General features: G+C 66.3%; 27 protein-coding genes. 6 read left to right on the top strand and 21 right to left on the bottom strand.

Features of this window, described 5'->3' with window-relative positions:
- Positions 1-2 precede the first annotated feature (2 nt).
- On the bottom strand, positions 3-596 hold the full coding sequence (hpaC, locus tag AZG88_RS12730; protein WP_025433337.1) for a 4-hydroxyphenylacetate 3-monooxygenase, reductase component: 594 nt from the start codon (positions 594-596) through the stop codon (positions 3-5).
- 223 nt (positions 597-819) lie between these two features.
- Here hpaC and AZG88_RS12735 point away from each other — a divergent pair, with 223 nt between their 5' ends.
- Complete coding sequence (locus AZG88_RS12735) at positions 820-1,440, top strand: response regulator transcription factor (RefSeq protein ID WP_005250795.1); 621 nt, start codon at positions 820-822, stop codon at positions 1,438-1,440.
- Between the two features lie 16 nt (positions 1,441-1,456).
- On the opposite strand, the gene AZG88_RS12740 is transcribed toward AZG88_RS12735, so the two are convergent.
- From AZG88_RS12740 to AZG88_RS12770, 7 genes are read right to left on the bottom strand one after another with little or no spacing between them, the layout of a single operon-like run.
- A complete protein-coding gene (locus AZG88_RS12740) occupies positions 1,457-2,416 on the bottom strand; it encodes a PDR/VanB family oxidoreductase (RefSeq protein WP_061697894.1) in 960 nt (319 codons plus the stop codon).
- Positions 2,417-2,461: 45 nt separating this feature from the next.
- Positions 2,462-3,202, bottom strand: a complete 741-nt coding sequence (locus AZG88_RS12745) for an SDR family NAD(P)-dependent oxidoreductase (protein WP_061697895.1) — start codon at positions 3,200-3,202, stop codon at positions 2,462-2,464.
- 41 nt (positions 3,203-3,243) lie between these two features.
- The gene (locus AZG88_RS12750; protein ID WP_061697896.1) at positions 3,244-3,747 is read right to left on the bottom strand and encodes an aromatic-ring-hydroxylating dioxygenase subunit beta; all 504 of its coding nucleotides are present in this window, start codon (positions 3,745-3,747) and stop codon (positions 3,244-3,246) included.
- The gene (locus AZG88_RS12755) at positions 3,737-5,023 is read right to left on the bottom strand and encodes an aromatic ring-hydroxylating oxygenase subunit alpha (RefSeq protein ID WP_061697897.1); all 1,287 of its coding nucleotides are present in this window, start codon (positions 5,021-5,023) and stop codon (positions 3,737-3,739) included. Before AZG88_RS12755 ends, AZG88_RS12750 begins: the two co-directional genes overlap by 11 nt.
- Positions 5,023-5,523, bottom strand: coding sequence for a nuclear transport factor 2 family protein (locus tag AZG88_RS12760; protein WP_061697932.1), 501 nt, complete (start codon positions 5,521-5,523; stop codon positions 5,023-5,025). Before AZG88_RS12760 ends, AZG88_RS12755 begins: the two co-directional genes overlap by 1 nt.
- A 5-nt stretch (positions 5,524-5,528) precedes the next feature.
- Positions 5,529-5,906 carry a hypothetical protein gene (locus AZG88_RS12765; RefSeq protein WP_061046108.1) on the bottom strand — a complete coding sequence of 126 codons (378 nt, stop codon included), beginning with the start codon at positions 5,904-5,906 and terminating at the stop codon, positions 5,529-5,531.
- A 28-nt stretch (positions 5,907-5,934) separates the two neighbouring features.
- The gene (locus tag AZG88_RS12770; protein ID WP_037182472.1) at positions 5,935-7,095 is read right to left on the bottom strand and encodes an acyl-CoA dehydrogenase family protein; all 1,161 of its coding nucleotides are present in this window, start codon (positions 7,093-7,095) and stop codon (positions 5,935-5,937) included.
- A 198-nt stretch (positions 7,096-7,293) separates the two neighbouring features.
- Here AZG88_RS12770 and AZG88_RS12775 point away from each other — a divergent pair, with 198 nt between their 5' ends.
- Complete coding sequence (locus AZG88_RS12775; protein WP_061697898.1) at positions 7,294-8,799, top strand: PAS domain-containing sensor histidine kinase; 1,506 nt, start codon at positions 7,294-7,296, stop codon at positions 8,797-8,799.
- A gap of 98 nt (positions 8,800-8,897) precedes the next feature.
- Positions 8,898-9,167 (top strand): hypothetical protein, encoded by a 270-nt coding sequence (locus tag AZG88_RS12780; RefSeq protein ID WP_005250812.1) that lies wholly within the window; start codon positions 8,898-8,900, stop codon positions 9,165-9,167.
- 81 nt (positions 9,168-9,248) lie between these two features.
- Here AZG88_RS12780 and AZG88_RS12785 read toward each other — a convergent pair whose 3' ends face one another.
- From AZG88_RS12785 to styD, 8 genes are all read right to left on the bottom strand, one after another.
- Entirely contained in the window at positions 9,249-10,958 is a 1,710-nt protein-coding gene (locus AZG88_RS12785; RefSeq protein WP_061046111.1) for an amidohydrolase, read from the bottom strand.
- A 34-nt stretch (positions 10,959-10,992) separates the two neighbouring features.
- Positions 10,993-11,514, bottom strand: a complete 522-nt coding sequence (locus AZG88_RS12790; protein WP_005250815.1) for a hypothetical protein — start codon at positions 11,512-11,514, stop codon at positions 10,993-10,995.
- Positions 11,515-11,522: 8 nt separating this feature from the next.
- The gene (locus tag AZG88_RS12795; RefSeq protein ID WP_061697899.1) at positions 11,523-12,962 is read right to left on the bottom strand and encodes an APC family permease; all 1,440 of its coding nucleotides are present in this window, start codon (positions 12,960-12,962) and stop codon (positions 11,523-11,525) included.
- Positions 12,955-14,913, bottom strand: a complete 1,959-nt coding sequence (locus tag AZG88_RS12800) for a primary-amine oxidase (RefSeq protein ID WP_005250817.1) — start codon at positions 14,911-14,913, stop codon at positions 12,955-12,957. The genes AZG88_RS12795 and AZG88_RS12800 overlap by 8 nt, the downstream gene beginning before the upstream one ends.
- Positions 14,914-15,085: 172 nt before the next feature.
- Positions 15,086-15,655, bottom strand: coding sequence for a TetR/AcrR family transcriptional regulator (locus tag AZG88_RS12805; protein WP_061046205.1), 570 nt, complete (start codon positions 15,653-15,655; stop codon positions 15,086-15,088).
- 52 nt (positions 15,656-15,707) lie between these two features.
- A complete protein-coding gene (locus AZG88_RS12810; protein ID WP_005250819.1) occupies positions 15,708-16,028 on the bottom strand; it encodes a DMT family transporter in 321 nt (106 codons plus the stop codon).
- Between the two features lie 66 nt (positions 16,029-16,094).
- Positions 16,095-17,210, bottom strand: coding sequence for an NDMA-dependent alcohol dehydrogenase (locus AZG88_RS12815; RefSeq protein ID WP_005250820.1), 1,116 nt, complete (start codon positions 17,208-17,210; stop codon positions 16,095-16,097).
- A 39-nt stretch (positions 17,211-17,249) separates the two neighbouring features.
- Positions 17,250-18,737 carry a phenylacetaldehyde dehydrogenase StyD gene (gene styD, locus AZG88_RS12820; RefSeq protein WP_061697900.1) on the bottom strand — a complete coding sequence of 496 codons (1,488 nt, stop codon included), beginning with the start codon at positions 18,735-18,737 and terminating at the stop codon, positions 17,250-17,252.
- A 170-nt stretch (positions 18,738-18,907) separates the two neighbouring features.
- Between styD and AZG88_RS12825 the strand changes: the two genes are divergently transcribed.
- Both AZG88_RS12825 and AZG88_RS12830 read left to right on the top strand, forming a co-directional pair.
- Positions 18,908-19,573 carry a helix-turn-helix domain-containing protein gene (locus AZG88_RS12825; protein WP_005255983.1) on the top strand — a complete coding sequence of 222 codons (666 nt, stop codon included), beginning with the start codon at positions 18,908-18,910 and terminating at the stop codon, positions 19,571-19,573.
- Between the two features lie 57 nt (positions 19,574-19,630).
- Positions 19,631-20,242, top strand: coding sequence for a cupin domain-containing protein (locus AZG88_RS12830; protein ID WP_061697901.1), 612 nt, complete (start codon positions 19,631-19,633; stop codon positions 20,240-20,242).
- Between the two features lie 71 nt (positions 20,243-20,313).
- Here the strand turns inward: AZG88_RS12830 and AZG88_RS12835 are convergent, their stop codons facing one another.
- Entirely contained in the window at positions 20,314-21,666 is a 1,353-nt protein-coding gene (locus tag AZG88_RS12835; protein ID WP_005250824.1) for an ammonium transporter, read from the bottom strand.
- Positions 21,667-21,858: 192 nt separating this feature from the next.
- Here AZG88_RS12835 and AZG88_RS12840 point away from each other — a divergent pair, with 192 nt between their 5' ends.
- Positions 21,859-22,410: a HutD/Ves family protein gene (locus tag AZG88_RS12840; RefSeq protein ID WP_061697902.1), complete on the top strand. Its 552-nt coding sequence runs from the start codon at positions 21,859-21,861 to the stop codon at positions 22,408-22,410.
- A gap of 45 nt (positions 22,411-22,455) precedes the next feature.
- Here AZG88_RS12840 and AZG88_RS12845 read toward each other — a convergent pair whose 3' ends face one another.
- The 4 genes from AZG88_RS12845 to AZG88_RS12860 are packed head-to-tail and all read right to left on the bottom strand — an operon-like array spanning position 22,456 to position 25,533.
- Positions 22,456-23,031, bottom strand: a complete 576-nt coding sequence (locus AZG88_RS12845; protein ID WP_005250826.1) for a TetR/AcrR family transcriptional regulator — start codon at positions 23,029-23,031, stop codon at positions 22,456-22,458.
- Positions 23,028-24,026 carry a heme-dependent oxidative N-demethylase subunit alpha family protein gene (locus AZG88_RS12850; protein ID WP_061697903.1) on the bottom strand — a complete coding sequence of 333 codons (999 nt, stop codon included), beginning with the start codon at positions 24,024-24,026 and terminating at the stop codon, positions 23,028-23,030. Before AZG88_RS12850 ends, AZG88_RS12845 begins: the two co-directional genes overlap by 4 nt.
- Positions 24,023-25,000, bottom strand: a complete 978-nt coding sequence (locus tag AZG88_RS12855) for a PDR/VanB family oxidoreductase (RefSeq protein WP_061697904.1) — start codon at positions 24,998-25,000, stop codon at positions 24,023-24,025. Before AZG88_RS12855 ends, AZG88_RS12850 begins: the two co-directional genes overlap by 4 nt.
- Positions 24,997-25,533: a dimethylamine monooxygenase subunit DmmA family protein gene (locus tag AZG88_RS12860; protein ID WP_061697905.1), complete on the bottom strand. Its 537-nt coding sequence runs from the start codon at positions 25,531-25,533 to the stop codon at positions 24,997-24,999. Before AZG88_RS12860 ends, AZG88_RS12855 begins: the two co-directional genes overlap by 4 nt.
- Between the last annotated feature and the right edge of the window lie 4 nt (positions 25,534-25,537).

Below are 25,537 nucleotides of genomic sequence, written 5' to 3' on the forward strand. Positions count from 1 at the left end.
GGCTATTTACCTCCGGCTGCGGCGGGAACGAGGGCGGGCGTCACGGTGATCGGATCGGACCATTCGTCGTAGAACAGCCAGTCGGGGGACTCGACCGGAACCGACAAACGGTGGAATTTGCGTTGGAAGTAGACGAGGCTGTCGCCGTGTTCGCGGGTCTGCACGCGGTCCAGTTCGACGAACATCACCGAATGCGAACCCACGGTCTTGCTGTCCGCGATCCGGCCGGCGAGCACCACGTGTGCGGCGCGCAGGATCGGAACACCGTCGTCGGTGTCTTCTTCCCAGATGTCCCACTGGAACCGGTCCGCCATCGCGACTTGGGTTGCGCCCGCGAAATGCATGGCCAGCTCTTCGTCGTCGCCGGAGAGCACGTTGATGCCGACTCGGCCGTTGTTCTGGAATACGTTGTGCATGGCGCTGTTCTGATTCACGCACACGAGTGCGGTGGGCGGGGAGTCGGTCACCGAGCAGACGGCGGTCACCGTCATTCCGCAGCGCCCGGCAGGGCCGTCGGTCGTCACGATGTTGACCGCGGCCGGCAGATTCGCCATGGCGGTGCGGAAGCTCGATTGCATGGTTGTGAGTTCGGGCATTTCGCCTCCATGAGTTGGAACAGGAAGTCGTGTCACCACGTTGCGCCGGCGTTCCTGCAAGAAGGATATGACGCGCGTCGTGCGCTGGAACATTGGCGGCGACGCTACTTTCTCGCAGTAAGTCGCGTATCCGAGTAGGGGATTCCTTCAGTTGCCTACCGCTTCCGTTACGGTCGGTGTTGACTGGACGAGAAAGCAAGCCATCTGTGCGAGGCAGGATTCGATGGATCAGCAAGAAACACGGGTTTACATCGTCGACGACGATCAGGAGTTGTGCGCATCGCTTGCGTGGCTACTCGATTCGGTCAACATCACGTCGGAGTACTACTTCTCCGTTCAGTCGTTCCTGGACGAGTACCGCCGCGACATCCCGGCCTGCCTCGTTCTGGACGTCCGCATGCCGGAAGTCGGGGGATTCCAACTCCAGGAGGCACTCCTCGCCGACGAATCCCCGATCCCGATCATCTTCGTGTCGGCGCACGGTGACATCAAGATGTCGGTGCGGGCCCTCCAGCGGGGCGCGCTGACATTCATCGAGAAGCCCTACGATCCGCAGCACATGCTCGACGTCATTCAGGACGCGCTCCGGGTTGCGCGTCAACGGTTCGGCGAGCGTCGCACGAGAACAGAATTGCAGGGACGAATAGACGCGCTGACGGTGCGAGAAAAGGAAATCCTCGCACTCGTCCTCGACGGATTGCCGAGCAAGAACATTGCGAAAGAGCTGGGAATCAGTGTGAAGACGGTCGACGTGCATCGCACCCGTATCAAGGAAAAGACCGGAGCAGAAAGCATCGCGGTTCTCGTACGCGATATTCTGCAGGCCGGAATTGCCGTGACCTGAAATGATTCAGCACTTTTCAGGGAAGTTCGACGAGTAGTCGCCCGGATTTCGCGCGCGACACACACGCGGCAATTCTGTCTCCCGCCTTTCTCTCACTCTTGGTGAGGCAATTGTCGCGGTGGTCGGGCTCGCCCTCCAGCACGTCCATGACGCACGTGCCACAGATACCTTCCCGGCACGACGTGTCGATCTCGATGTCGTTCTCTTCGAGTACGTCGGCGATGGACTTCCCGGCAGGCACTTCGAACACCTCGCCCGTGTCGAGTTCCAACTCGAACGCCGTGTCAGATCCGGTCGCTGTAGGCGTCGCCGCCTCGAAGTGTTCGAAGTGGACCGCGTCCTCACCGACCGCGGGTTCCGCCAACCCACGCACCCGATCCATGAAACCTTCGGGGCCACAGGTGTAGACGTGCGTGGCGGCGGACGCGTCCGCCAGGATCTTCTCGAGGGCGGATAATTGGTCGTCCCTCGTCAGGCCGAAGTGCAGGTGCACGTCCCGGCGGAAATCCGCACCCTCCAGCAGGTCGACGAACGCGGCCTGCGCCCTCGTCCGCGCGAAGTAGTGCAGGTCGAACTGTTGTCCCTGCCGGTGCAACGCGAACGCCAGACTCAGCATCGGGGTCAGCCCGATGCCCGCCGCGACGAGGATGTGCCGATCGGCGCCCTCGGCGAGTGTGAGCAGTGTGCGCGGCCGGCTGATCTGCAACTCGCTGCCGATCGTCACACGATCGTGCAGCGCGGCCGAGCCACCGCGGGGCCCGGTCTCGCGTTTGACGGCGACCACGTACGAGTCGGACTCGTGCGGCGGACTGCACAGCGAGTACTGGGTGAGGACCTCGGTGGGACCGAGGATGTCGATGTGGGCGCCGGGAGGGTACGGGTCGAACGGTGACCCGTCCGTCCGAACCAGCCGGAACGACTTGATATCAGGCGTTTCCTCGACAATGTCCGCAACGGTGACAGTGAACATGCTCATGGTGATTTTTCCTCCGGTGCTGCGACCCGTCGCCCTGGAGCGGGGTCAGCGCATGTACAGGCCGCCGTTGACGTCCCAGCAGGCTCCCGTGACCGACGCGGCCGTCGGCGATGCGAGCAGGGCGACGGTCTCGGCTATGAAGTCGGGCGAGCCCAGGGTGCCCACCGGAATCGTGGTGAGAATGGCGGCCAGCTTGTCCGCGGGCACCGTCTCACGCACGACCGGTAGATCCAGAGGCCCCGGGGAGACGGCGTTCACCGTGACACCCGACGGGGCGAGTTCGCGTGCGAAGACCTTGGTCAGTGTGCCGACGCCGCCCTTGGCCGCGGCGTAGTGCGCGCCGGTCGCCGTGCCACCGTTCTGTCCCGCCAGCGACGCGATGTTGACGATTCTGCCGTATCGCTTCTCGGCGAAGTAACTTCCGAACACCTGGCAGCCGAGAAAGGCGCCGTTGAGGTTGATCTCGACGATGTCGGAGAATTCCTCCGGCGCAATGTCCATCAGCGAGCCGGTCTGCGACCGGCCGGCGTTGTTGACGAGGACGTCGATGCCGCCCCACTCCTGGATCACCCGGTCACGTACGGCTTCGAAACTCTTCCGCTTCCGAACGTCCAACTCTACGCCGATGGCCGTGTCGCCGTTCGGATCCAGCTCCGCTGCGGTCTGTTTCGCGGCACCGCTGTCGATGTCCGCGACCGCGACGCGGTATCCGCGGTCGTGCAATTGCTGTGCGATCGCGGCACCGAGGCCGCGTCCGCCGCCGGTGACTACTGCGACAGAATCCACGTCGAGCTCCTGTTCGGTCGATGAAGTTCGGAAAATGCTGATCAGAGCAGGTAGCCGGAGGCGTTGACCGCTGCCTGCGAGTTCACCAACCGGATGACCTTGAGATCCAACCGCGGCCCGCTCTCGGTGTAGCGGATGCGGTGCGTGACGTCGGCGGCGAGGGTCTGCTGATCGTCACGCTTGAAACCCACGAGGATCTGCGCGGACTTCACCGTGATCGAGTCCTCGGTCCGTTCCTCGACCGTGAACCGCGAGACGGTGCGGACCGTCCGGGCGGCGGCGAGCGCGGACATCGAGTATCCGGAGGTCAGACGTTCGATACGCATGCGCCGCATGCGAGTGTCGTCATTGACCATGTTCAGCGATCCGTCGAAGTCGTCGGTGTCCGGGTCGATGGGAATGACGTACCGGCCTTCGTCGGTCCAGAGGGCGTCCCACGCCTGGTAGTCCTTGGCGTCGAGGAGGGCCGCTTCGTGCCAGATGAGTTCGATCGCCTGAAGTACCCGGGTGTCGGCGAGTTGGGCGGTCATCAGATCAGTGCTCATCGGTCATCATCCTCTTCCACATTGCGTAGGCCTCGCGCATGCCGGTCTCGTCGGTGACGTGTGAGGTGCGGTGTCCGTCGCTGTCGAGCGCTTCACGATTGAGACCGCGGTTCACCATGATCGGCATTCCGGGTGCGCCGCGAGAGCCGCGTTGTACCCGGTCCCAGGCCTCGGAATCGTCGGGGCTCCCGAACCCGAACGGGCCCTGGAAGTGTTCGTGGATGCGGAGGCGTTCGCGGTTGACGATCTCCGGTCCACCGTCCATCCCGAGGGCGATGTGCCGGATCTCGGTCTCGTCGACGGAGATCGGGCGCAGTACCCGGAAGAACGACATCGACATCGCGACGTTGGGGAAGATGTTGAGGTTGAACCCGGCGCCGTGCATGGAGCGGACGATGCGGCGGACCTTGTCGGCGGGCATCGTCTTCGACAGTTCTTCGACGATGTGGTCGAAACGGGCCTGAATCTTCTCGGTGCCGTCGTCGTGGTCCAGGTCGACGTGCTCCGGCACCATGATCGCGACGCTGTGGCCGTTTCCGAGAGCGTGGGTCACGGCGTTGTCGTCGGTCATGAAGGAGAGCATGTCTGCGGTCTCGGCGTCGACGGAGGACATCCAGGACCGGTGCACGATCGGGAAGTGGTATCCGTCGGTGGTGTTCTCCAACTGGATCTTCCAGTTTCCGCGGAAGCGGAAGCAATGTTCGCCCTGCGTCTTGATGGGGTATCCGGCGCCCTGCTTCATGAACAGGTCGATCCATACCTTCGCGTCACCGAGGAAGTCGTCGAGGGGTTCGACGTCGGGGTTGAAGCTGGCGAAGATCATCCCGGCGTACGACTCCACCCGCAGGCTCTGCAGGGGCAGGTCCTTCTTGTCGAGGTCCTCGTCGTAGCCGTCGGGGTACGGGATTCCGCGCAGTCGCCCGTCGAGGGCGTACGACCAGCTGTGGTAGGGGCAGGTGAACCCGTTCGCCTTGCCCTTGGGGACCTCGCAGACGCTGGCCCCGCGGTGGCGGCACCGGTTCAGCAGGACATTGAAGTTCCCCTTGCGGTCGCGGTTGACGATCACCGGTTGCCGGCCGATGGTCGCCATCTTGTAGCTTCCGGCCTCGGGGATCTCGCTCTCGTGGGCAACCCATACCCACGTGCGGTAGAAGATCCTCTCGAGCTCCGCCTCGAACATGTCGGGGTCGGTGTACAGCGATCCGTCCACGCGGTCGTCCGTGGCGAGGTCCGCGAAGTTGGTGTCCGTGGTGGTGGGATCCAGTGAAGTGGTCATCACGTTCTCTTTCCATTCGATTCGAGCAGTCGTGTCGCCTCGTCGAGGCGAGTGACGAACAGCTTCTCGGTCGTGAAGTGCTTGATTCGGGCGATACCGCCCCGCACTTCACACTCGGCGGTGATGCGTGCGACGAGCAGTTCGGCCGATTCGTCCTCGTATCGCGACAGCTGCTGCATGATCCACCGCCCCCGCGCTGCGGGGCCGTCCACGTCGATCTGCTCACTCCCGAGCAGGTGTACATTTCCCCGGAAATGGGAGTTCGGTGGAAGGTACGCGGTGAGCATTCCGACGATCTCCGGCCGGCCCCGACGCGTGCCGAACTTGTGCGCGTACTCGGCGCCGATGCCTTCCCACACCGCGTCGGGCGTGAACAGCGAGGCGAGTTCCTCGACCGAAAACTCCACGGAGGGAACATCGCACAGTTCCATGTAGCGGCACATCACGCGGTGAACGGCCTCGCGGCTCTCGATGCGCTCGGTCGCGGTCGCAGAGTGCATTTCGCTCACACGCCGAGGTCGACGTCTTCGCGGACGGTGAGCGCACGGCCGATGCGGGCTTCGATCTTGGCGTATCGCCACAGCGTGTACTCGCCGACCGGGGTGGTGCGGAAGAGGTTGCAGACGGCCTTGACGGTCTCCTGGGTGTCGACGTCGGCGAGGATGTAGCAGGTCCACGGCCAGCCGTCCGACGGTCCGACCATGTGGCTGTCGTCGTCGATGTCGCCGATCACCCGGACGCCCGGTGTCTCGGCCACCGCGTCCATCATCCCGGAGAACGCCTTCCACACCAGCCCGCCCTGGCCGGTCGGGAGGTCGAAGAAGTTCTGATTGATGCCGATGCAGAACAGTACTCGCAGCGGTGCGGTCTTGGTGTCACTCACGATGATCTCCTCGATTCGAACGGGGTGGTCAGATGAAGCCGGGGAACGGCGGGATGTCCATGAGCACCGCACCGGCGCTGTCGTAGATGCCGTCGCCGAGGAAGGCGTGCTGCGGCGGGACCAGGGCCTCGCGCATGTACCGCTGCATCGCGTTGCCGTCGTAGATCGCGCCGGTCCCCGACAACTGGAATGCGGTGTGGACGGCGGAAGCGCCCGCCTTGGCCACGTGCGTCGAGGACAGGCGAAGAAGTGCCGCAAGCTTGTCCGGGACCGGATCGCCGGCGACCACAGTGGCGTACGCCTCGTCGGTGACCTCGTAGAAGAAGGCACGCGCGGACCTCAGCGTCGCCTCGGCCTTGGCCAGGTCTATGCGGTAGTAGGCGCGATCGGCGAGCTTGGGCGCTCCGGTGATTCCCGTGCGTCCCGCACCGACCTTGATCGCGTAGTCGAGCGCGGCGCGGCCGACTCCGAGATTGACGACGGCCAGGACCTGGGCGGCGTAGGCGATGGAGGGGTAGCGGTAGAGGGGTTCGTCGACGGTCGGGGTTCCGCCCCGGATGAACGTCCAATCCTCGGGTACGACGACGCCGTCGACCTTCAGTTCGTGGCTTCCGGTACCCGACAGACCGACCACGTCCCAGTTCTCGACGATCTCGACGTCCTTCGGCCACAGCAGTGCGGTGCGGGGTTTTCCGGCTGTGGAGTCGCCGCCGCGGATTCCGACACCGAGAATGTCGGCGCCCTTGCATCCGCTGGCGAACTTCCACTGCCCGGTGATCTTCAGACCACCCGGCACCTGCTCGGCGGGTTGGACCGGGAACAATCCGCCGGCGAAGACGAGGTCCGGGCTGTCCTTGTACAACTCCGCCTGCGTCGCGAGGGGCAGTGCCGCCAGGTAGACGAGCGCGGAACCGAAGCTCGCAACCCAGCCCGCCGACGCATCCACCGCGGAGATTCGTTCGATCATCCGCAGAAACTCGCTCGGGGGCAGTGCGTCGCCACCGAACCGGCGGGGGGTCGCCGCGCGGTAGATGCCGATCTGCTTGAACTCGTCGATCATGTCGCGAGGCACGAACTTCTGGCGAGCGAACTCTTCCCGCCGCAATGCGACGTGCTCGAGGACGTCCTCGAACGACAGCGTCCCGTTCGCGGCGGTGTCCGTCGTGTCGAGGGTCGGTGCGTTGGTCATCAAATACTCCGATCGACGCGAAGTAGAAGGGGTGTGGCGTTTTTCGTGTCGAATTCACGCTATTGCGGTGGCGGGCATCACTCAATCGGGGCTTCCTCCCGCGGACGTGCAGAGATGTCGCCTCGGAGTAAAGGATTTCCCTATCGTGTCCGCGGTCCGTCCGCTCAGTAGACTCGAGATGAGCCGAAGGAGGCCGCATTGTCCGATCTCGCGCCGTCCGACTACGAACGACTCGTCGAGTCCCTTCGCTACTGCGTCCTGGTCCACGATGCGGCCACCAAGGACATCCTCTGGGCGAACCGGGCTGCGTCGGAACTGCTCGAGTTCACGGTCGAGGAACTCAAACCGCTCAAGGCGCCCGATATGAGTTCCCCGGCGAAGCGGTACCGCCGTTCGGTGGGACGGCGGTGGCTGCAGGAGGCTGTCGTCAACGGGGCGGCGGTCATCGAATGGACGTATCGTGCGAAGAGCGGGCGAGAAGTCCTGACGGAGGCGATCGCGATCCGGGTCGAGTTGAGCGCCCGGACCGTGGTGATGGTGCAGTTCCGCGACATCGAGCAGGAAACGTCGATGCGTCGCGACCTCACCCGCACCGAGGCCGACCTCACCCGCACCGAGGCCCGCCTGGCCGCCTTCCTGCGGAACATGGCCGAAGGAATCCTCGTCCTGGACGACGACAGCCGTATCACGTACGCGAGTGAGGCGGCGTCGCAGCTCCTGAAAGTTTCGGTGGCATCGCTTGTCGGCGAACGCTTCACGGAGTTCTGCCGGGCGGGGCAGTCACGGGAGAGCGTGCGCCGCGCCCTGGAACTGACAACCGCCGACGGGGGCTCCCAGAGCCTGCGCTACGAGGTGGAACTGTCAGCCGAGGAGCGCCGGTGGCATGCGGGAAGCTGCCAGCACATCGGTATCGAGAACGATCTGAGCGGCCACCTCCTGCTCTTCCACGACGTCACCGAACACGTCCGCACCGAGCAGGAGCACGAACGGGACTCGCAGTACCTCAATTACCTGGCCCGCTACAACGCGATGGGCGACATGGCCATGGCCATCGCTCACGAGTTGGCCCAGCCGCTCGCGGCCGCCACCAATTTCATCGCCGGAACGCAGAGCCGCCTCGACGACGGCCGGAGCGGTCACGACGAGGTGAGCTGGGGCCTGGGGGAGGCGCGCAAGCAGATCGACCGGGCCAATCAGATCGTCCGGAGTCTGCGTGAATACGTGACGCAACTCGAGGAGTCCCAGCAGATCGTCGATCTCAACGACATCGTCGACGAATGCGCGTATTTCATCGACATTCGTGCGCGGCAGAAGGGAGTTCACGTCGAGTACCTCCGTGCGCACGACACGGTTGCCGTCGTGTGCGAACGTGTGCTCACCGGGCAGGTCTTCCTGAATCTGTGTTTCAACGCCATCGACGAGATGGCGGAATGGCCGGCGGCCGACCGCATCGTGACGGTACGCACCGACGTTACCGCGACGGAGGGCGTCGTGAGCGTCGAGGACCACGGCAAGGGGCTCTCGCACATCCCGGACGGCCGAATCTTCGACGGCGCGTTCACGTCGAAGTCCACGGGCCTTGGTATCGGGCTCGCACTGAGCCACCGCATCATCACTCGCCAGGGTGGGACACTCACCGCGCGCGAGAACGATCCGCACGGGGCCGTCTTCACGTTCACGTTGCCCGCCGATCCGAACCGCTGAGCGGCCGACCCTCACGCGGGTAAAGGTTTCTTGGATTCCGTTGGGCACGATCCGGTTCTAGCGTGGTGGGAAACACCACCGCGGCCCGGAGGTACCTCGTGGACTATTCGCACCATCACCGGACATTCCTGACCTGTTACGCCGACACCCACCGCTACGGGTGGCACCACGTCGACCTCTTCGTGCACGACGAGGACGGCAACGAAGTGAACTGGGTCCATTGGCAGACCCGCGAGGACGGACCGGACGGCGCCGACGCGGCTACCGCGCGTGTCGAGCCGAACCTGAGACGGACCACCGACTGGCAACGCGGAATCAGCGCCGACGGAAGCGAGTACTGGATCGCCGAGGCGGCATGGGCTCAGTGAATCGACGGATCGGATAGACGTCCAACAGCCGGTTCGCCGACCGAGCGGCGAACCGGCTGTTCCGACGTATCGGTACCGGACTTACGCGACGCTTTCGGCGACGCGCTGGAACACGACCTCCCCGCCCAGCACGGTGGAGACGACCTGCATTGCCGGAATGTCGTGCGGGTCGATGGTCTCGAGGTCGCCGTCGAGGATGCACAGGTCGGCCACCTTGCCGACCTCGAGGGATCCCTTCCAGTCCTCGGCGAAGTCCTGCCAGGCCGCGTTGATCGTGTACGTGCGGATCGCGTCGGCGAGCCCGATGCACTGGTCGGGCCCGCTCACCGCGCCGCTGGCCTTGCTCTCGCGCAGGATCATCGTCGAGATGCCCTGGCGCCAATCGGGCGGTGTGACCGGTGCATCGGAACTGCTCATCAGGTGCACCCCGGATTCGACGGCGCTGCGATACGGCCATTCGTAGGCGGCTCGTTCGGTCCCGACTACCCCGACCTCCAAGTCGGCGATCGTCCACTTGATCGTCGGGTTCATGTTGACGCCGATGCCGTTCTCGGCCAGGCGCTTCAGGGTGGCTTCGCTGATGAAGTCGCCGTGGATCAGGTAGTGCCGGGCATCCTCGCGGGGGTGCGCATTCTGCGCGGCGACGATCGCGTCGGCGACGGTGTCGATGGCACGGTCACCGGTGACATGCACACCGATCTGGTAGCCGGCCTCGTGGCCGATGCGGACCATCTCGGTCACCTCGTACACCTGACGTTCGTCGGTGTCGCCGCCGACGCAGAGTGAGCCGCAGCCGCCGCCGACGTACTCCTCGTGCATCCACGCGGTCTTGCTCGGCGGGATGCCGTCGGCGAACACCTTCACTCCGAGTACCCGGAACATCCGCGGATCCACCGATTCCGGAACGTCGATTTCGGCGAGGTTGCGTCCGAAATCCTCAGCCGATCCGGACATTCCGGTAGGCAGGAGGAGAAGGTTGACGCGGGCGCCCAGTTCGCCGCGGCGGGCGAGGTCGGCATACACCGCGAGTCCCTCGGCGCCCATCGCGCCACCGGCGAGGGCCTCGCCGCCGGGGCCGATCGCGGGATCGGTGAAGCTGGTGATGCCCTCGCTCTGCAGGATCGAGACCGCCGAGCGAAGTGCCTCCTCCCGGCGTTCCCGGGTGAGGGCCGGGAGAACACGCTGCACGAGGGCCTGCGCACCCTCCATGACGATGCCGGTCAGCAGGCCGTCCTCGCCGACGGGCATGAGGCTGCCCGGCGGCAACGGGGTGGTCTCGTCCACCCCGGCGAGCGCGAGCGCCGCGGTGTTCACCCACGACGTGTGCCGCGAGAAGTCCTGCAGGAACACGGGATTGTTCGGGGACACCTCGTCGAGGTCCCAGCGGGTCGGCGTGCGACCGGCCTCGGCGAGACACTCGTCGAGATACCCGTCGTCCCAGCCGGTTCCGATGATCCACTCGCCGTCCTCGGCCGCCGCGGCGGCCTCCCGCACGAGTTCACGGACGTCCGCGATCGACCGGACAGCAGGGAACGACACATCCAGCGACAGCGGCGGAGTGTCGAGCCCGTAGGCGATGGCGTGCAGGTGCGAATCGTTGATTCCCGGGAGGATCGTCTTCCCACCGAGGTCCGTGACCACGGTGTGCGGTCCGATCAGGGTTTCGATCTCCGCATCGCTGCCCACCGCGTGGACGAGTCCGTCACGCACCGCGAGGGCGGTGGCGATCGTGAAGTTCTCGTCGACGGTGAAGACCTTGCCGTGGATGTAGACGGCATCGGCGTAACTCATCGGTTCCTCCAGGTTGCTGTCGGTGGGAAGGATGTCAGACGGCCATGGGAGCCATGCCCAGGATCATCAGTGCGGATCCCGTCGCCGCGGTCTTGACGCCGGACCCGTGTTCGGGGCGCGGGGTGGAGCGAAAGAGATGCAGTGTCACCAGTGCCCAGCACACGAGCACAGCGAGGGGGAACCAGCCCGTCGAGATCCCTGCGCCACCGTGGTGGTGACCCGAGGGTGCCGGCGCCGACGCCGTCGAGGCGGGAGCGGACGTCGGGGCCAGGAGCAGCAGCACCCCCATGGCGGTGAGGTCCACCGCGCAGGGAACGGCTGTCCGGCGGTGCATGGTCTCACCGGTGACGAAGACGGCGAGGGCGATGAGGACGGCACCCTCGAGCAGGTGAATCCCCGCCGGCACGCCGGGGATCATCATCGCGACCATGGACACCGCCATCGCACCGTGCGCGATCCGCACCCGGCAGTCCGTTCCGTGCGCCCGCCACATCGGCACGACGGCCCCGACCGCTCCGACGAGCATCGCCGCGTGCACGGCAGGGATCTCGAACATCGTCGAACTCAGATCGTGGGGGTGAGTTCGCGACGCTGCCCGACGTCCGCCCGGCTCTGCCGGGTGACCCGGGCGACGACCAGTCCGGCGACGAAGAACAGAGCGATCACTGCCAGCAGGATGTCCGCGAGCAGTTCCGAACCGCCGATCAGCGTGGTGAAGTTGTCGAGCACCAGCCCGGTGACGGCCACCAGACCCACGCATCCGAGCACCGGAGCGATGCGCGTGTGCCAGAGCCGGGTATCCAGCCAGGTGCGGGCGAAGAAGGCGATGATCGCGACGCTGGTGAGCACCATCAGCACCAGGATGCTCACGGTGGCCAGACCCGCCATCCAGGTGAACAGTTCCAGCACCGGGTCCGCGCCGACGAGGGCGAACACCCCCACGACCACCGTCGCGGAGATCGTCTGGGCGACCGAGCCGATATGCGGGGAACCGTGCTTGGTGTGGGTGCGGGACAGTGCGCGCGGAGCCGCGCCCTTGCGGGCCAGGGCGAACACGTACCGGGAGATGGCGTTGTGGAAGGCGAGGAGCGCGGCGAACAGGCTGGTGACGAGCATGATTGCCATGACGTCGGCCGCGGGTCCGCCCAGGAACTGCGCGGCGGCGGCGAACGTCAGACCGGCAGGGTCAGCGGCGGCTGCGGCGGAGACGTCGTCGCTGCCGAACGCGAGCACCACGGCCCAGCTCGCCAGCGCGTACACCAGTCCGATGACGATCACGGCGGCGTACGTCGCGATCGGAATCGTGCGCCGGGGGTTGCGGGCCTCCTCGCCGTAGATCGCGGTCGCCTCGAATCCGATGAACGACGCGATAGCGAACATCAATGCGACACCGGGGGATCCGCTGAAGAACGACGTCGGGGTGAACGACGCGAAGTCGATACCCGCGGCCCCGCCCCGCACCAGCACGCCGAACGACAGCGCCAGGATGATGCCGATCTCGAGCACGAGGAGAACCCCGAGGACCTTGGCGCCGAGGTCGATGCTGCGGTATCCGAGCACGGCCACGAGTGCGATGAGCACGAGCGCCCACATCCACCACGGCAGGTCGGGTCCGCCGTACTGGACCACGAGGCCCTGAATCGTCGCGGCCGCCAGACCGTACACGGCGGCCTGGATGGCCGTGTAGGTCAGAAGTGCGAGGCCGGCGGCCCCGAGCCCGCAGGATTCGCCCAGCCCCTTGGCGACGTAGGCGTAGAAGGCGCCGGTGTCGACCATGTGGCTGCTCATGGCCGCGTAACCGACGCTGAAGACGAGCAGGACCAGTGCGGCGATGAGATAGGCGGTCGGGGCGCCCGCGCCGTTGCCGATCGCGATCATGACGGGCAGAGCACCGCCGATCGCGGTCAGCGGCGCGGCGGCAGCGATGACGAGGAAGACGATCCCGACGACGCCGATGGATCCGCGTAACTTGCCGGCTCCCGAACCCGTGGTGGTGTCAGACATCTGTTCCCCCGTCCGCGTGGCAGCTGCCGCCTCCGGTCGCGCAGTGCTTCGACGTCGTGCGGGGAACGTCGAGAGCGGGGTTGCGGTCGAAGAAGCCGTTGGGCTTCAACGTGAAGCCGGTGTAATCGACGGGCATGATCGGCCAGTCCTCCGGTCGCGGGAAGTGGGTGAGGCCGAACGTGTGCCAGACGACGACGTCTTCGTTCTCCAGATCCCGATCGCCGGCCACGAAGCTGGGCAGACCGGCGCCACCCGCGTGCTGGTTCACGAAATCCCCTGCTGCGTAACGCTCTTTCTCGTCGAACTGGGTTACCCACAGGTGCTTGGTGGCGAACGTCGCCCGCGCCGCGATCGAGGAGTCGTCGTCGGCCAGCAGGATCGGCTGCCCCTCCGGGTGGAGTGCGTACGCCACCGGCTTGCCCAGACGATTCAGCTTGTTCGGGTTGCTGATGTGCCACACGCGTCCGACGCTGTTGTCCGCGAGGCGCTGCGCCTCGGATTCCTTCGTCAGCGGCGTGCGCTCGAGGGTGAATGCGTTTCCGTGCAGGTTCCCGGGGCCCATCTTCACCCGCTTGGTCTGTACTTCCTCGACGGAGTTGCGGTCGCCGTCGATCATCATGTCGAGGCGGGCGCTGAACAGGTGCTGGTGGTACGGGGCGCCGAGGCCGGGGGCGATCTCCGAGGCGTACGGGTAGTCGCCACCCGGGTGACCCGACGTGAAGACGATGCCGGTGGCCTTGACCTCGAACTCGATGGTGCCGTCGAGGTACAGGTACCAGAAGAATCCGTAGTCGTAGTTGCCGATCGTGGTGAAGAACGAGATGACGAGACGGCGCTGGCGGCGAGTCTCGGCGGAGCCGGCCCACAGGTCGGTGTGCTTCCACAGCACGCCGAAGTCCTCCTCGTGCATGCACACGGCGTTCTTCAGCGTCTTGGGGGTGCCGAACTCGTCGGCGATCACGGCGTCGAAGTAGGTGATGTCGCCGACGCAGTCGCAGCCGAGTTCGAGGGCGTTCGCGTAGCGGCCCACCATGTACTCGCCGGTGTCGAAGTAGTTCTGCCACGACCGGACCGGCGAGGGATCGCCGTACGGCACCACCATCTCGGCGATGGACGCGCGGTGGATGATCGGGCGGACCCGGTCACCGTCGGCGAATCCGAGCTGATGGAGGACGAGACCCTCACGGGCGTCGAAACCGACGCGGAAGGACCACTTCTCCCAATCGACGTGGTTGCCGTCGACGACGAAGCTGGGTCCCTCGGGCTGGGTGATCTCGATGGGCTTCTGGGTGGTGCGCAGGGGGCCGGTGACGGCGAGATCGTCGAAGTTGCCCGACTCCTCGGGGATCGGGACGGCGCCGAGGTCGAGAACATCGGTGACGGTCCGGTTCATGACGTCGACGAATCCGACGAGCCCGTCGATCGGGTGGGCCCAGGCATGGTCCTTCGGGTGGTCCTGGCGGAACGCGAGCCCCCGGAGGATCCGGGTGCCCGTCTCGCCGGGGTAGTCGAAGACACCCGCCGAGAGGGGAGCGACCCGGACGTCGGCGACGTCGAGTCCGCGGGCGGCGAGCGCGGCGAGCCAGCGTTCGTCGGCGGCCAGTACCTGCTCGACGAGCTCGAACTCCTCGTCCAGGACGGGCATCTGACCGTCGCGGGCGGCGTCGAGGGTCACCGAGCTGATCACCGACCGCTGGGTCACGGACACCACGACGTCCACCGCGTTCGGCGACGAGATGTCGTGCAGCAGAACGCGGAATCGGCGATCGGTCTCCGGGGACTCAGCCGTGTACAGCGTCGACTTGTCCGGTTCCTCGAGGCCGACGTAGACGAATCTCGTCTGCTCGGTCAGCGCGTCGGCGGCCTCGAGGATCTCGCGGAGGGAGGCGATTTCTTCGACGGTCGGCAGCGACAGCGGGTGGTCGATACGCGCAGGGGAAAGGGTGGGCATGTCGCGATCCTTTGGTTCTACGGATGTTGAATAAAAAGCTTAGTGACGTACGTTACAGCCGAGGTGCCCTCGTGTAAACAGTGAGTTTCGCGCCCGAACATACTGACCGTTCGGTCAATAATGCCGCGCTAACAGATTCCGGGGCAACGTTTTTGGTGGAGACGCTGACGGCTCAGAGCGCGGCGAAGAACTGCTCGAGCATCTCCAGCTGACGTGCCGCCGACGTTTCGCCCGGCGTGAGGACACCCAGAATCTGCATGCCCATCATCATGTTCAGAAGTTGCTCGACCACGATGCTGACGTCGATGTCGCCAACGGTGCCCTCCTCGCGCGCCTGATCGAGGAAGACGGCCATCTGCTCGCGCCAATTGTCCATCGTCCGGCGGTTGGTGGCGGCCATCTGCTCGTCGTACATGGCCCGCGGCCACAGCGAGGCGGCGATCCGGGCCTCGAGGAGTTGCTCCTCGTTGATCGGCATCACTTCGCGGCACAGGATGCGCAGCGCGTCGAGCCCGGTCGCGTCGCCGAGCGCCTCCGCGATCCGGCGGTCGGTGGCCTCGGAGATGTGCTCGTACGACGTCCGGAGGATCTCGTCCTTGCCGGCGAAGTAGTGACTCAGGGCGCCGTTGGTGTAGCCGGCCTCGGTGGCGATGTCGCGCATGTTGGCGGCGTCGATACCGCGGGCGGCGATCAACCGCCAGGCGGCGGCGGTGATGCTGCGCCGACGCTCGTCGTGATCCACGAGCTTAGGCACGACGCGTACCTGCCCCACCAGCGATCATGCGACCACGGTATCAATGAGCTCCGCCGAGATTGAGAACGACCACTCCCGAGACGACGAGACCCAGGCCGAATACCTTCGTCGCGGTCAGCGGCTCGCCGAGAAACGCCGCGCCGATCGCGACGATCGCCGCCGTCCCGAGCCCCGACCACATGGCGTAGGCGATGCCGACCGGCACCGTCTTGACCGCCTGCGACAGGAACACGAACGCGAGAATGTACCCGGTGAGGCACCCGACCGTCGGCCAGAGCTTCGTGAAGCCCTCGGTGGACTTCAACAGGCTCGTTCCGAATACCTCGGCGGCGATCGCGGCAATCAGGAACACGTACGGCATGGGGACAGGGAACCATGCCGGGAGCGGCGGAGCGTGCATCGCCCTACCGCTCCCGGCCGTGCCGATCTACGAGTACATGATGACGCCGCGGACGTTCTCGGCCTTCCGCATCGCCTCGTAGCCGTCGTTGATCCGATCGAGTGTGTATGTCCTCGTGATCATCTCGTCGAGCTTCAGCTGACCCTCCATGTACAGGCGGAGCAGATGGGGGATGTCGAACCGGATGTTCGCGTTGCCGAACCACGCGCCCTTGAGCGTCTTGCGCATCGCCGTCAGATCGAACAGATTCAGGTCGACGTCGTTCTGTGTGATGTCGCCGACCGACACGTGGACGCAGGTGCCGCCCTTGGCCACCAGGCTCATCGCCGGCGCGATGATGCGGCCACTCGCGTTCGCGACGGTGATGAGCACCTTGTCGGCGAGCTGGCCCCACGTCAGATCCTGGAGGAGCGGCAGCGCCTCGTCGATGCTCGCCGCGGTGTGGGTCGCGCCGAAGATCTTGGCCTGCTCCCGCTTGAATTCCGACGGGTCGACGACCACGACGTGCCGGGCCCCGGCGAGCGCTGCGCCCTGGACCGCCCCGCACCCGACGCCGCCCATGCCGATCACGACGACGGTCTCACCGGCCTGGACGCCGGCCGCGTACACCGACGACCCCCAGCCGGTCGTGACACCACAGCCGACCAGCGCCGCCTTGTCGAGGGGAATGTCCTTCGTGATCTTGACGCACGACGCCTCGTTGACCACGGTGTACGGCGAGAACGTCCCGATCAGGCACTGGATGGCGGCGTCCTTGCCGCGAACGTGATGCCGCGCCGTGCCGTCCGAGATCTGCCAGCCCTCGAGCAGGTGGGCTCCCAGGTCGCAGATGCTGGACTGGCCGGTCGCGCACTGCCGGCACCGGCCGCACGCGGGGATGAATCCGAGAGCGACGTGATCGCCCTTCTCGACGCTGGTGACACCGGGCCCGACCTCGAGCACGACTCCGGCGCCCTCGTGGCCACCGATGAACGGGTAGTACTCGAGCGGCACGCTGCCGTCCCGGACATGCTCGTCCGAGTGGCACATCCCCGACGCCGCCAACTGCAGCAGCACTTCACCGTGCTTCGGCGGGTCGAGTTCCAGTTCTTCGATCTGCCACGGCTGACCGGGCTCCCACAGCACTGCTGCCTGGGTCTTCATAAGTCCTGCTCCTGTCCGACGACGTCGATGCGGTGGGGATCAGAGGACGATCGTGACGACCTTCTCCTCGGTGTTGGCTTCGATTCCGGCCCAGCCGAGTTCGCGGCCGGTGCCGCTGGTCTTCATGCCGCCCCACGGCAGGGCGGGGTCGATCGGTGCCCAGCCGTTCACCCCGACCGCTCCGGCACGGACCTTGCCGGCGAGAGTGTGGGCGTGCGACACGTCGCGCGTCCAGATGGTCGCGGCCAGCCCGTAGTCGGTGGCGTTGGCGATCGCGATCGCTTCGTCGGTGGTGTCGAACGGGATGACGGTCCCGACGGGGCCGAAGATCTCTTCCTTCGCGATCTTCATGTCGTTGTTCGCGTCGGCGAAGATGGTCGGCTGGACGAAGAACCCGTCCAGGTCCGGGCGGCCACCGCCGGCGACGACGCGTGCGCCCTCGCTGCGTCCGGCCTCGATGTAGCCGAGGACGGCGTCGCGCTGCTTGGCGTTGACCAGGGCTCCCATGGTGGTGGCGGGATCGAACGGGTCGCCGAGGACCTGGGCGGACGCGGCGGCGGCGAGACCGTCGACCACCTGCGAGTACAGCGACCGGTGCACCAGGATGCGCGTGCCCGCGGCGCAGACCTCGCCCTGGTTGAAGAACAGCCCCATCGCGGTGCCGTTCAGGGCAGCCTCGAGGTCGGCGTCGGGAAGGATGATCTGCGGTGACTTGCCGCCGAGTTCGAGGGTGGTCCGCTTGAACGTGTCGGCGGCGCGCTTGGCGATGATCCGGCCGACGCGGGGGCTGCCGGTGAAGCTGATCTTGTCGATACCGGGGTGGGCCGCGAGCGCGTCGCCGGCGACCTCGCCCAGTCCGGGCACGATGTTGACGGTGCCTGCGGGCAGTCCGGCCTCCACCAGGAGACTCGCGAGGTGCAGGATCGACAGCGGTGCGTCCTCCGGCGGCTTCACCACCAGGGTGTTCCCGGCGGCGAGCGCGGGGGCGATCTTCCACGCCGAGATCATCAGTGGGGTGTTCCACGGGACGATCGCGCCGATCACGCCGACCGGTTCGCGGACGGTGTACGAGTGGGTGGGCTGGCCGAAGTAGCCGGCGGTCGGGATGGACTGGCCGGTGATCTTGTCGGCCCAGCCGGCGAAGTGACGGAACGTGCCCGCGGCCATCGGGATGTCGAGAATGGTGGGCTGGCCGACGGGCTTGCCGACGTCGAGGGCCTCGAGTCGGGCCAGGAGTTCGCCGTCGCGTTCGATCAGGTCGGCGATCTTGTTCAGGATTCGTCCGCGGGCGGCGCCGGGCAGTGAACCCCATTCACCGTTCAGCTGCGTGCGGGCGGCCCGGACCGCGTCGTCGATGTCCTGGGCGGTGCCGGACGCGATCTGGGCGAGGGGGCGAGCGGTGGCCGGATTCAGATCCGTGAACGTCCCGCCGTCCGACGCCGCGCGCCACTGCCCGCCGATGAACAACTCGGTCGCGGTTCCATCAGGAAGTCCTGTGGCACTGACGTTCTCGTGTACTGCGGTCATGGCGTCAACTCTCCCGGTGATGTTGTGATGGCTGTCACAAGCATGCGGGCGGAGGCGCGGCGTCGTCTTGCACGCATGCGCATGGTTGTTGCTCGTATGCGCACCGATTCGCCGTCCGGTGTAGTGAGTCGCGGTTTCCTGACAGTAAACGGCGCTGTTACGATGCGGACGTGACCACTCGACCCGAGACCGAGGTCCACCGCGACACGGGAGACCCAGCGCCCGTCGAGCGTGAGGTGCCGTCCGATACGCCGACCGGGCCCGATCTCGAGAAGGTGATCGCCAGGCAGGTCCGGTCGCTCCGCAAAGCCAGTGGACTCTCAGTGGGGGACATGGCGGCCAAAGTCGGAATCTCGAAGGCCATGCTGTCCAAGATCGAGAACTCGCAGACCTCGTGCAGTTTGTCGACGCTGGCGCGTCTGGCGGCAGGACTCGACGTGCCCGTGACCTCCCTGTTCCGGGGTGCCGACACCGCACGCGACGCCGTGTACGTCGAGGCGGGCCACGGTGCGGTCATCGTCGGACGGGGCACCCGGGTGGGGCATCACTACGAACTTCTCGGCGCCCTGCGCGGGCAGCACAAGCGGCTCGAACCCGTGCTGGTCACGCTCACCGACTCCAGCGAGACGTTTCCGCTCTTCCAGCACGCCGGCACCGAACTGCTCTACATGCTCGAAGGCGTCATGGTCTACGGGCACGGTGAAGCCGAGTACACACTGCGGCCGGGTGATTCACTGCTGCTCGACGGCGAAGGTCTGCACGGTCCCAACGACCTCGTGCGGTTGCCCATCCGGTTCCTCGCCGTCACGGCGTACCCGGACCATCACGAGGACTGACGGCAGAATCGGGATTTCGACCTTCCTTCGCCCCCGCGCCGGCGCGTAGAGTGGCGGATGGTTCGAAAGGTCGTGGTTACCGTGATAACGACAGTTCAGATAGCGTCCGAAGGCAAGGCCGCGCTGCCCTTCGACCGCCTCGAGCCGGTTCACCTGGCCACCGCGGGCACGATCGGCCTCTACTATTTCGACTACGGGACCGATGCGCGGATGAACCCGAACGATCCCGGCGATTTCTACGTCGTTCAGATCCCTCTGTCGGGTACGGCCCGAATCACCTCTGGCGCAGAGGAGTTCGATTCGACGATGTCGGTCGCGTCGATTCTGCAGCCGGGCCGCCCGGCAACCATGCAGTGGCACGAAGGGCAGACTCAGCTGATCATCCGACTCGCGCGCCGAAGCCTCGAGGAGCACTTGCAGGAGATTCTCGGGACTCCACTGAGTGAACCCCTGCGATTCGAGACTCGGATGGAACTGGAAAGCCCCGCAGTCCGCGGGTGGCGGGAGGCAGTCGAACTTCTGGAGCACGAAGTGGCGAATCATGCCTCCATTACTGCCGATTCGGCCGCAATGGAGGAATTCGACCTGATCGTGCTGAGCCAGTTCCTTTCCGCTCAGCCGAACAACTACAGCGCGAGGCTTCGGAATCTGGCTCAGAGCTTGACCTAGCTGGACACCGGCAGTGGCCCTGCCCCGCGGAGTGCTGCGGGGCAGGGCCACTGTCCGTGTCGGACGCTGGATCAAGCCTTGGCGGGGTCCACCGCCCTGGTGGTGATCGCTTCTGCCCCGAGCACCGCGTCGGCGCCGTGCTTCGAGGCACCGGTGAGGCCGACGGCGTCGAGCACGTACGCCGTCTCGCCGTGAACGGCCACGTCGAGGCCGTCGTATTCGCTGTCCTGGTCGGCCCGGATGCCCATGAACTTCTTCAGTGCCAGGGCGATCACCAGCGTGACCACGAAGGAGTACGCGAGAACGGCTGCCACGGCGACACATTGGCGCCACAGCACGTCGACGCCGCCGCCGTAGAAGAGTCCCGTCGCGCCACTGGGAGCGGCCGGATCCGCGAGGAAGCCGATCAGAACGGTACCGAGGATGCCGCCGACCAGGTGCACGCCGACGACGTCGAGTGCGTCGTCGTAGCCGAGCCGGTACTTCCAGGAGACCGCGAAGCAGCAGACCGCGCCGGCTGCGCCTCCCACGACGAGCGCGCCGAGGGGTGAGACGGCGCCACAGGCCGGCGTGATGGCGACCAGTGCCGCGATCAGGCCCGATGCGGCGCCCAGCGACGTGGCGTGGCCTTCGCGCAGTTTCTCGACCACCAGCCAGGCGCAGATGCCGGCACACGACGCGGCGACCGTGTTGAGGATGACGACGGACGCACTGTTTCCGGCGGAGAGGGCCGAGCCTCCGTTGAACCCGAACCAACCGAAGAACAGGATTCCTGCGCCGAGCATGGTCAGGGGAAGGCTGTGCGGGCGCGGCGAGACGGGGAACGTCTTGCGGGCCCCGAGGACCAGGACGACCGCGAGAGCTGCAACGCCGGCATTGATGTGCACGGCCGTGCCGCCGGCGAAGTCGACGGCGCCGAGGGTGTTTGCGATCCATCCACCGATCACCGACCCGTCCTCGGAGTCGAACGCGAAGACCCAGTGGGCGACCGGGAAGTAGACGAACGTGGCCCACAGTCCGGCGAACACCATCCAGGCACCGAACTTCATCCGGTCGGCCAGCGCTCCGGAGATGAGCGCGACGGTGATGCCGGCGAACAACAGCTGGAACCCGGAGACCAGCGCGGGCGGCAGTCCGGGTTCGGCGGGGGCCTCCAGCAACGAGCTGGAGCCGAAGTACTCGAGGGGGTCGCCCAGGACGCCGAGACCGCCGAGGGAGTTACCCAGCACGGCGGAGTAGCCGAACACGATCCACAGCACGCCGACGACGGCGAACGCGCCGAACGTCATCATGGCCATGTTGAGGGTGTTGCGTACGCTGACCATTCCGCCGTAGAACATGGCCAGACCGGGCACCATGAGGCTCACTGCCGTGAAGGCCGCCAGAATCCAGGCGGTATCGGCCGCAGCGACTGCTTCGTTCATAGTCGTCCACCTTGATCGAGGATGGCAGGACACATGTAGCGTCCGCCGTTGGGAATCAATGTCTATCGTCAGTGAACCAAAGTGGAGATTGCGAAAATAGTGCGCCGCGTGACGAATGCGTAAAGGATTGATGTACCTATTTGTTGATAAACAACGTATCGTGACAGTAGACAGTCTGCGTGAGGAGAATCTGTGACTGCAGTTCGCGAGGCCCGCATCATCCGGCGCTCGGATCGCCGGAACACCCCGTGGGCGAACGGTGCGGGGACGACCGCGGAGATTGCCACCGGTGCCGCGTCCCGGTGGCGGTTCAGCGTCGCGACGCTCGACGGGAGTTCGACGTTCTCGCCGTTCCCCGAGGTGGACCGCATCTTCACGGTGATCGGCGACCACCCGGTGTCCCTCGACTTCGGCGGTGCCCCGACCGAGATTCGGCGCCTCCGTCCGACGCCGTTCGCCGGTGAACGCGGTCCCATCTGTGCGGCGGCAGGGCCGACCGAGGCGTTCAACGTCATGGTCCACCGATCCACGACCGCCGCCGCGGTGGACGTCGTCGAATTCGGGCCCGACCACGAGGTGGCCGCCGACGGTCGGGTGGCCGTCCTCGTACTGGTCCTGGACGGACGACTGACGACCGACCTCGGACCCGTCGACGCCGGTGACTGCCTCCTCGTCGAGCAGGGATCGGTCGGCACGTCCGGGCCGGCGTCGGTCGTGATCGCCGAGATCCTCGCCCGCACGTGAGTGGCAAAGCGTGCCGGGGCACACTTTGCCACTCACGTGCGGGGGTTACCTCGCGGTCGACAGGATCCGGCGTAGCCGCTCGATCGCGCGTTCCGTCGCGGGACGATCCTTCGCGATCAACTGGTGCATGATGAATCCCTCGATCGCCGAGTACACCAGCAGGGTCAGGTCTTCGTCGGCGGTGATGCCCAGGCGGGTCAGCGCCTGGGACGTCGCCTCGATGTACGTGGCGTACAGCAGTTTCACGTGCGGGTCGAGGCGTGGCGTGCGCCGGGACTCGAGCATCAGCTCGTACTGGAAGACCTGGAGGTCGGGGTCGCGGGCGACGAGGTCGGTGAGGTGCTCGACGAAGTGGTCGAGCGACGATCCGGCGGCGATGTCGGCGAAGACGCTCGCGCTCTTGTCCAGTGCGTAACGGAGTGCGGCGTCGACGAGGGCGTCCGTCGACCCGACACTGTGCAGGACGCCCTCGTCCGCGACGCCGGCCTCACGGGCGACGGCCTGGGTCGTCAGACCGCGCAGGCCGTCGCGGGCGATCACGGAGACCGTCGCGAGAACGAGGTCGAGAGCCTGATCGCTCTGGGATGCCGGCCTCCGCGGCCGCCGGTCGGCCAGCGTCACGGTGCGACATTCCCATGGGTCAGCAGCCATCTCATGCCGGGTTCCCGGGTGCGGCTGATGCCCTTGTATTCGGCCATGTCCACCGGGAGGTCCTCGAGCACCCGGTACAGCCGCTCGCCCCACTCCGCAACGGACGCGACGTCCCGGAACGGGAGCAGATACGTCCGGATCAGGAACATGACGGTGCCGGAGTGTGCGAGCCGGATCAGATGCTGCACTTCGGTTCTCAGGAACAGGCGGTCCCCGACTTCGTCCAATGGCCCGTCGGCGAGGGTGCGCCGGTCCTTCCCCCACTCGGGATAGGTCTCGGTCGACGTGTCGAGTTTGCCGTCCACGGTCAACGACCAGTTGGTGCGCCGGTAGCTCTGGCCGGGCTCGAGCCGCATCAGGAAGTTGTGTGCGCGGGTGATGATCTTCTCGCTGTGAATTCGCGGGACGGGGCCGTGAATTTCGAGGAAGCTCATGCCCACGTCGAATCCGAAGGACCAGTCCGCCGCGAACGTCACGAGTCCGGCGTCCCCCCACAATTCGCCCTCACGCTGGTCGAGCAGCACGACGTCTTCCTGGATCTGGCCGCAGATGTACACCAGCGGCGGCGCCGGCAACGTATCGAGATCCCCGAACACGAAGCTGTGCTCGATCCCGAGGAGGTCGTTCTTCCAGAACCAGCTGCCCTCGTGCCGTTCGAGGATCATGGTGCGGGGGTATTCGTCGGCAAGCATGCGCATCAGCGTGAGCATCGCGTCCCACGCGGCGGGGACCATGTGGGGCAGGCACTGGTGCCGCGACGGATCCTCGGCCAGGATGCGCTCGCGTTCGGCGAGTTCGCGGTGGTAGTCGGCGTCGATGGCGATGCGGGTGTCACCCCAGCTACCGGTGGCGGTGCCGGTGGGGTTTCCGGCCGGTTCGACGTTGGTGCTGTAGCGGTACCGGTCGCTTGGAAAGGGGAACGGAAAGCGCGCGATGTGGTCGGCGCGCGAGTCGGTAGTTGTCACAGATCCAGCTCCAATCGGTCTCCTGCGGAACGTGATACGCACGGCATGATCGAATCTCCGGAGGCCTTCTCCTCCTCGGTGAGGAAGAGGTCGCGGTGTTCGATCTCGCCGCCGCGAACCGACAGCCGGCATTCGCCGCACACACCCTGCCGGCAGAGGTTCGGGACGTTGATTCCCTTGTCCAGCAACGCTTCGAGGAGGCTGGTTCCCGAGGGCACGGGCACGATCATTCCGGTGCGCCCGAGCGTGGCGGCAAAGGGCGCCCCCTCGGGCAGCGCTCCCGCCCCGAATGCCTCCGAGTGCACGCGCCCCGGCGGCCAGCCGCAGTCGCGGGCCCACTCGGCCACCGCCGCGATCATCGGCGCGGGACCGCACGTGTAGACGTGAGTACCGAGCGGCTGGTCCGCCAGCTTGGGGACGAGGCGGTCCGCGAGTTCTCCGGGCGTGGAGACCGTGATCATCCGGTCACCGCACAGCGCCGCCAACTCGTCGGCGTGCGCTCCCGACTGGTCGCGGAAAGAGTAGATCACTTCGAACGAACGACCCCACTCGAGCGCGGCTCGGACGTGCGACAGGATCGGCGTGACGCCGATTCCACCCGCGACCAGCAGGTGGTGCCGAGCATTGAGCACGGGCGCGAACGCACTCCGCGGAAGGCTCACACGGATGCGCTGATCCGGCTGGAGGTCGTGGACCCAGCGCGAACCCCCGTGGCCGTTCTCGTCGAGCCGGACCGAGATCGCGTAGTGGTCCGGCTCGATCGAGGGGCCGGTGAGCGAGTAGGAATTCTGCCGACCCTCGGCCCAGGTGACGGCGATGTGGCTGCCCGGGGTGAACGACGGCAGGGTGCGGCCTGCCGGGTCCGCGAGGACGACGTGACGGATACCCGGGCACAGCAACCGTGCCTCGCGCACTGTCAGAGTGAGCCCTCCGGTGATGCTCTCGTCCGCAACTGTTTCGAGGGCCGTGGTCATGGCAGTTCCTCCGAGTCGGCTCGATATCCCAGGTAGGCGCTGTGGCGTCGGGAGTAGTGGTAGTAGACGGTGAGTTCGGCGGAGCAACCGGCGCACGGTGTCCGGCCGCCGATGGCGACCGGCACCGAGGGCGACGTGGTGTGGCAGTGCGCGCAGAACACGTCGCGCACCGGGGCGTCGGGGTCGATGATCGCGGCGATCTCGGCGGGCAACGCGCCTGCGGAGATCAGCCGAGCACGCACCGCCCCCACCATGCGCTCGGGGCCCGCCACGACGAACCGGCACCCGATGCGCGCCTCGGACAGCAGTTCGCCGAGCCCGCCGAACCCGGATCCGGCCTCGTCGTCCACGATCACCGTGCGAGTGGAAACGGGCGCCACGCGCTCGGACAGCTCGCGGATGACCTGCGCGCTGACCGAGCGCTCCGAGACCAATACGTAGCGGGTGACGAGAGCGCCCGCTGCGAGGTCGTCGACGGCCGAGTAGTCGGATCGCCACCGTGGGACGCTGGTCGACCTCATCGATACCGCCATCGTG

The organism is Rhodococcus sp. LB1 (assembly GCF_001583455.1).
In the GTDB taxonomy this organism is placed as follows: domain Bacteria; phylum Actinomycetota; class Actinomycetes; order Mycobacteriales; family Mycobacteriaceae; genus Rhodococcus_F; species Rhodococcus_F opacus.

Coding starts and splice junctions, on each gene's coding strand:
- AZG88_RS12815 (WP_005250820.1), bottom strand. CDS start 17,210: ATGAAGACCCAGGCAGCAGTGCTGTGGGAGCCCGGTCAGCCGTGGCAG.
- hpaC (WP_025433337.1), bottom strand. CDS start 596: ATGCCCGAACTCACAACCATGCAATCGAGCTTCCGCACCGCCATGGCG.
- AZG88_RS12795 (WP_061697899.1), bottom strand. CDS start 12,962: ATGTCTGACACCACCACGGGTTCGGGAGCCGGCAAGTTACGCGGATCC.
- AZG88_RS12835 (WP_005250824.1), bottom strand. CDS start 21,666: ATGAACGAAGCAGTCGCTGCGGCCGATACCGCCTGGATTCTGGCGGCC.
- AZG88_RS12800 (WP_005250817.1), bottom strand. CDS start 14,913: ATGCCCACCCTTTCCCCTGCGCGTATCGACCACCCGCTGTCGCTGCCG.
- AZG88_RS12785 (WP_061046111.1), bottom strand. CDS start 10,958: ATGAGTTACGCCGATGCCGTCTACATCCACGGCAAGGTCTTCACCGTC.
- AZG88_RS12810 (WP_005250819.1), bottom strand. CDS start 16,028: ATGCCGTACGTGTTCCTGATTGCCGCGATCGCCGCCGAGGTATTCGGA.
- AZG88_RS12740 (WP_061697894.1), bottom strand. CDS start 2,416: ATGAGCATGTTCACTGTCACCGTTGCGGACATTGTCGAGGAAACGCCT.
- AZG88_RS12830 (WP_061697901.1), top strand. CDS start 19,631: ATGGTTCGAAAGGTCGTGGTTACCGTGATAACGACAGTTCAGATAGCG.
- AZG88_RS12770 (WP_037182472.1), bottom strand. CDS start 7,095: ATGACCAACGCACCGACCCTCGACACGACGGACACCGCCGCGAACGGG.
- AZG88_RS12855 (WP_061697904.1), bottom strand. CDS start 25,000: ATGACCACGGCCCTCGAAACAGTTGCGGACGAGAGCATCACCGGAGGG.
- styD (WP_061697900.1), bottom strand. CDS start 18,737: ATGACCGCAGTACACGAGAACGTCAGTGCCACAGGACTTCCTGATGGA.
- AZG88_RS12860 (WP_061697905.1), bottom strand. CDS start 25,533: ATGGCGGTATCGATGAGGTCGACCAGCGTCCCACGGTGGCGATCCGAC.
- AZG88_RS12755 (WP_061697897.1), bottom strand. CDS start 5,023: ATGACCACTTCACTGGATCCCACCACCACGGACACCAACTTCGCGGAC.
- AZG88_RS12735 (WP_005250795.1), top strand. CDS start 820: ATGGATCAGCAAGAAACACGGGTTTACATCGTCGACGACGATCAGGAG.
- AZG88_RS12760 (WP_061697932.1), bottom strand. CDS start 5,523: ATGCACTCTGCGACCGCGACCGAGCGCATCGAGAGCCGCGAGGCCGTT.
- AZG88_RS12790 (WP_005250815.1), bottom strand. CDS start 11,514: ATGTTCGAGATCCCTGCCGTGCACGCGGCGATGCTCGTCGGAGCGGTC.
- AZG88_RS12750 (WP_061697896.1), bottom strand. CDS start 3,747: ATGAGCACTGATCTGATGACCGCCCAACTCGCCGACACCCGGGTACTT.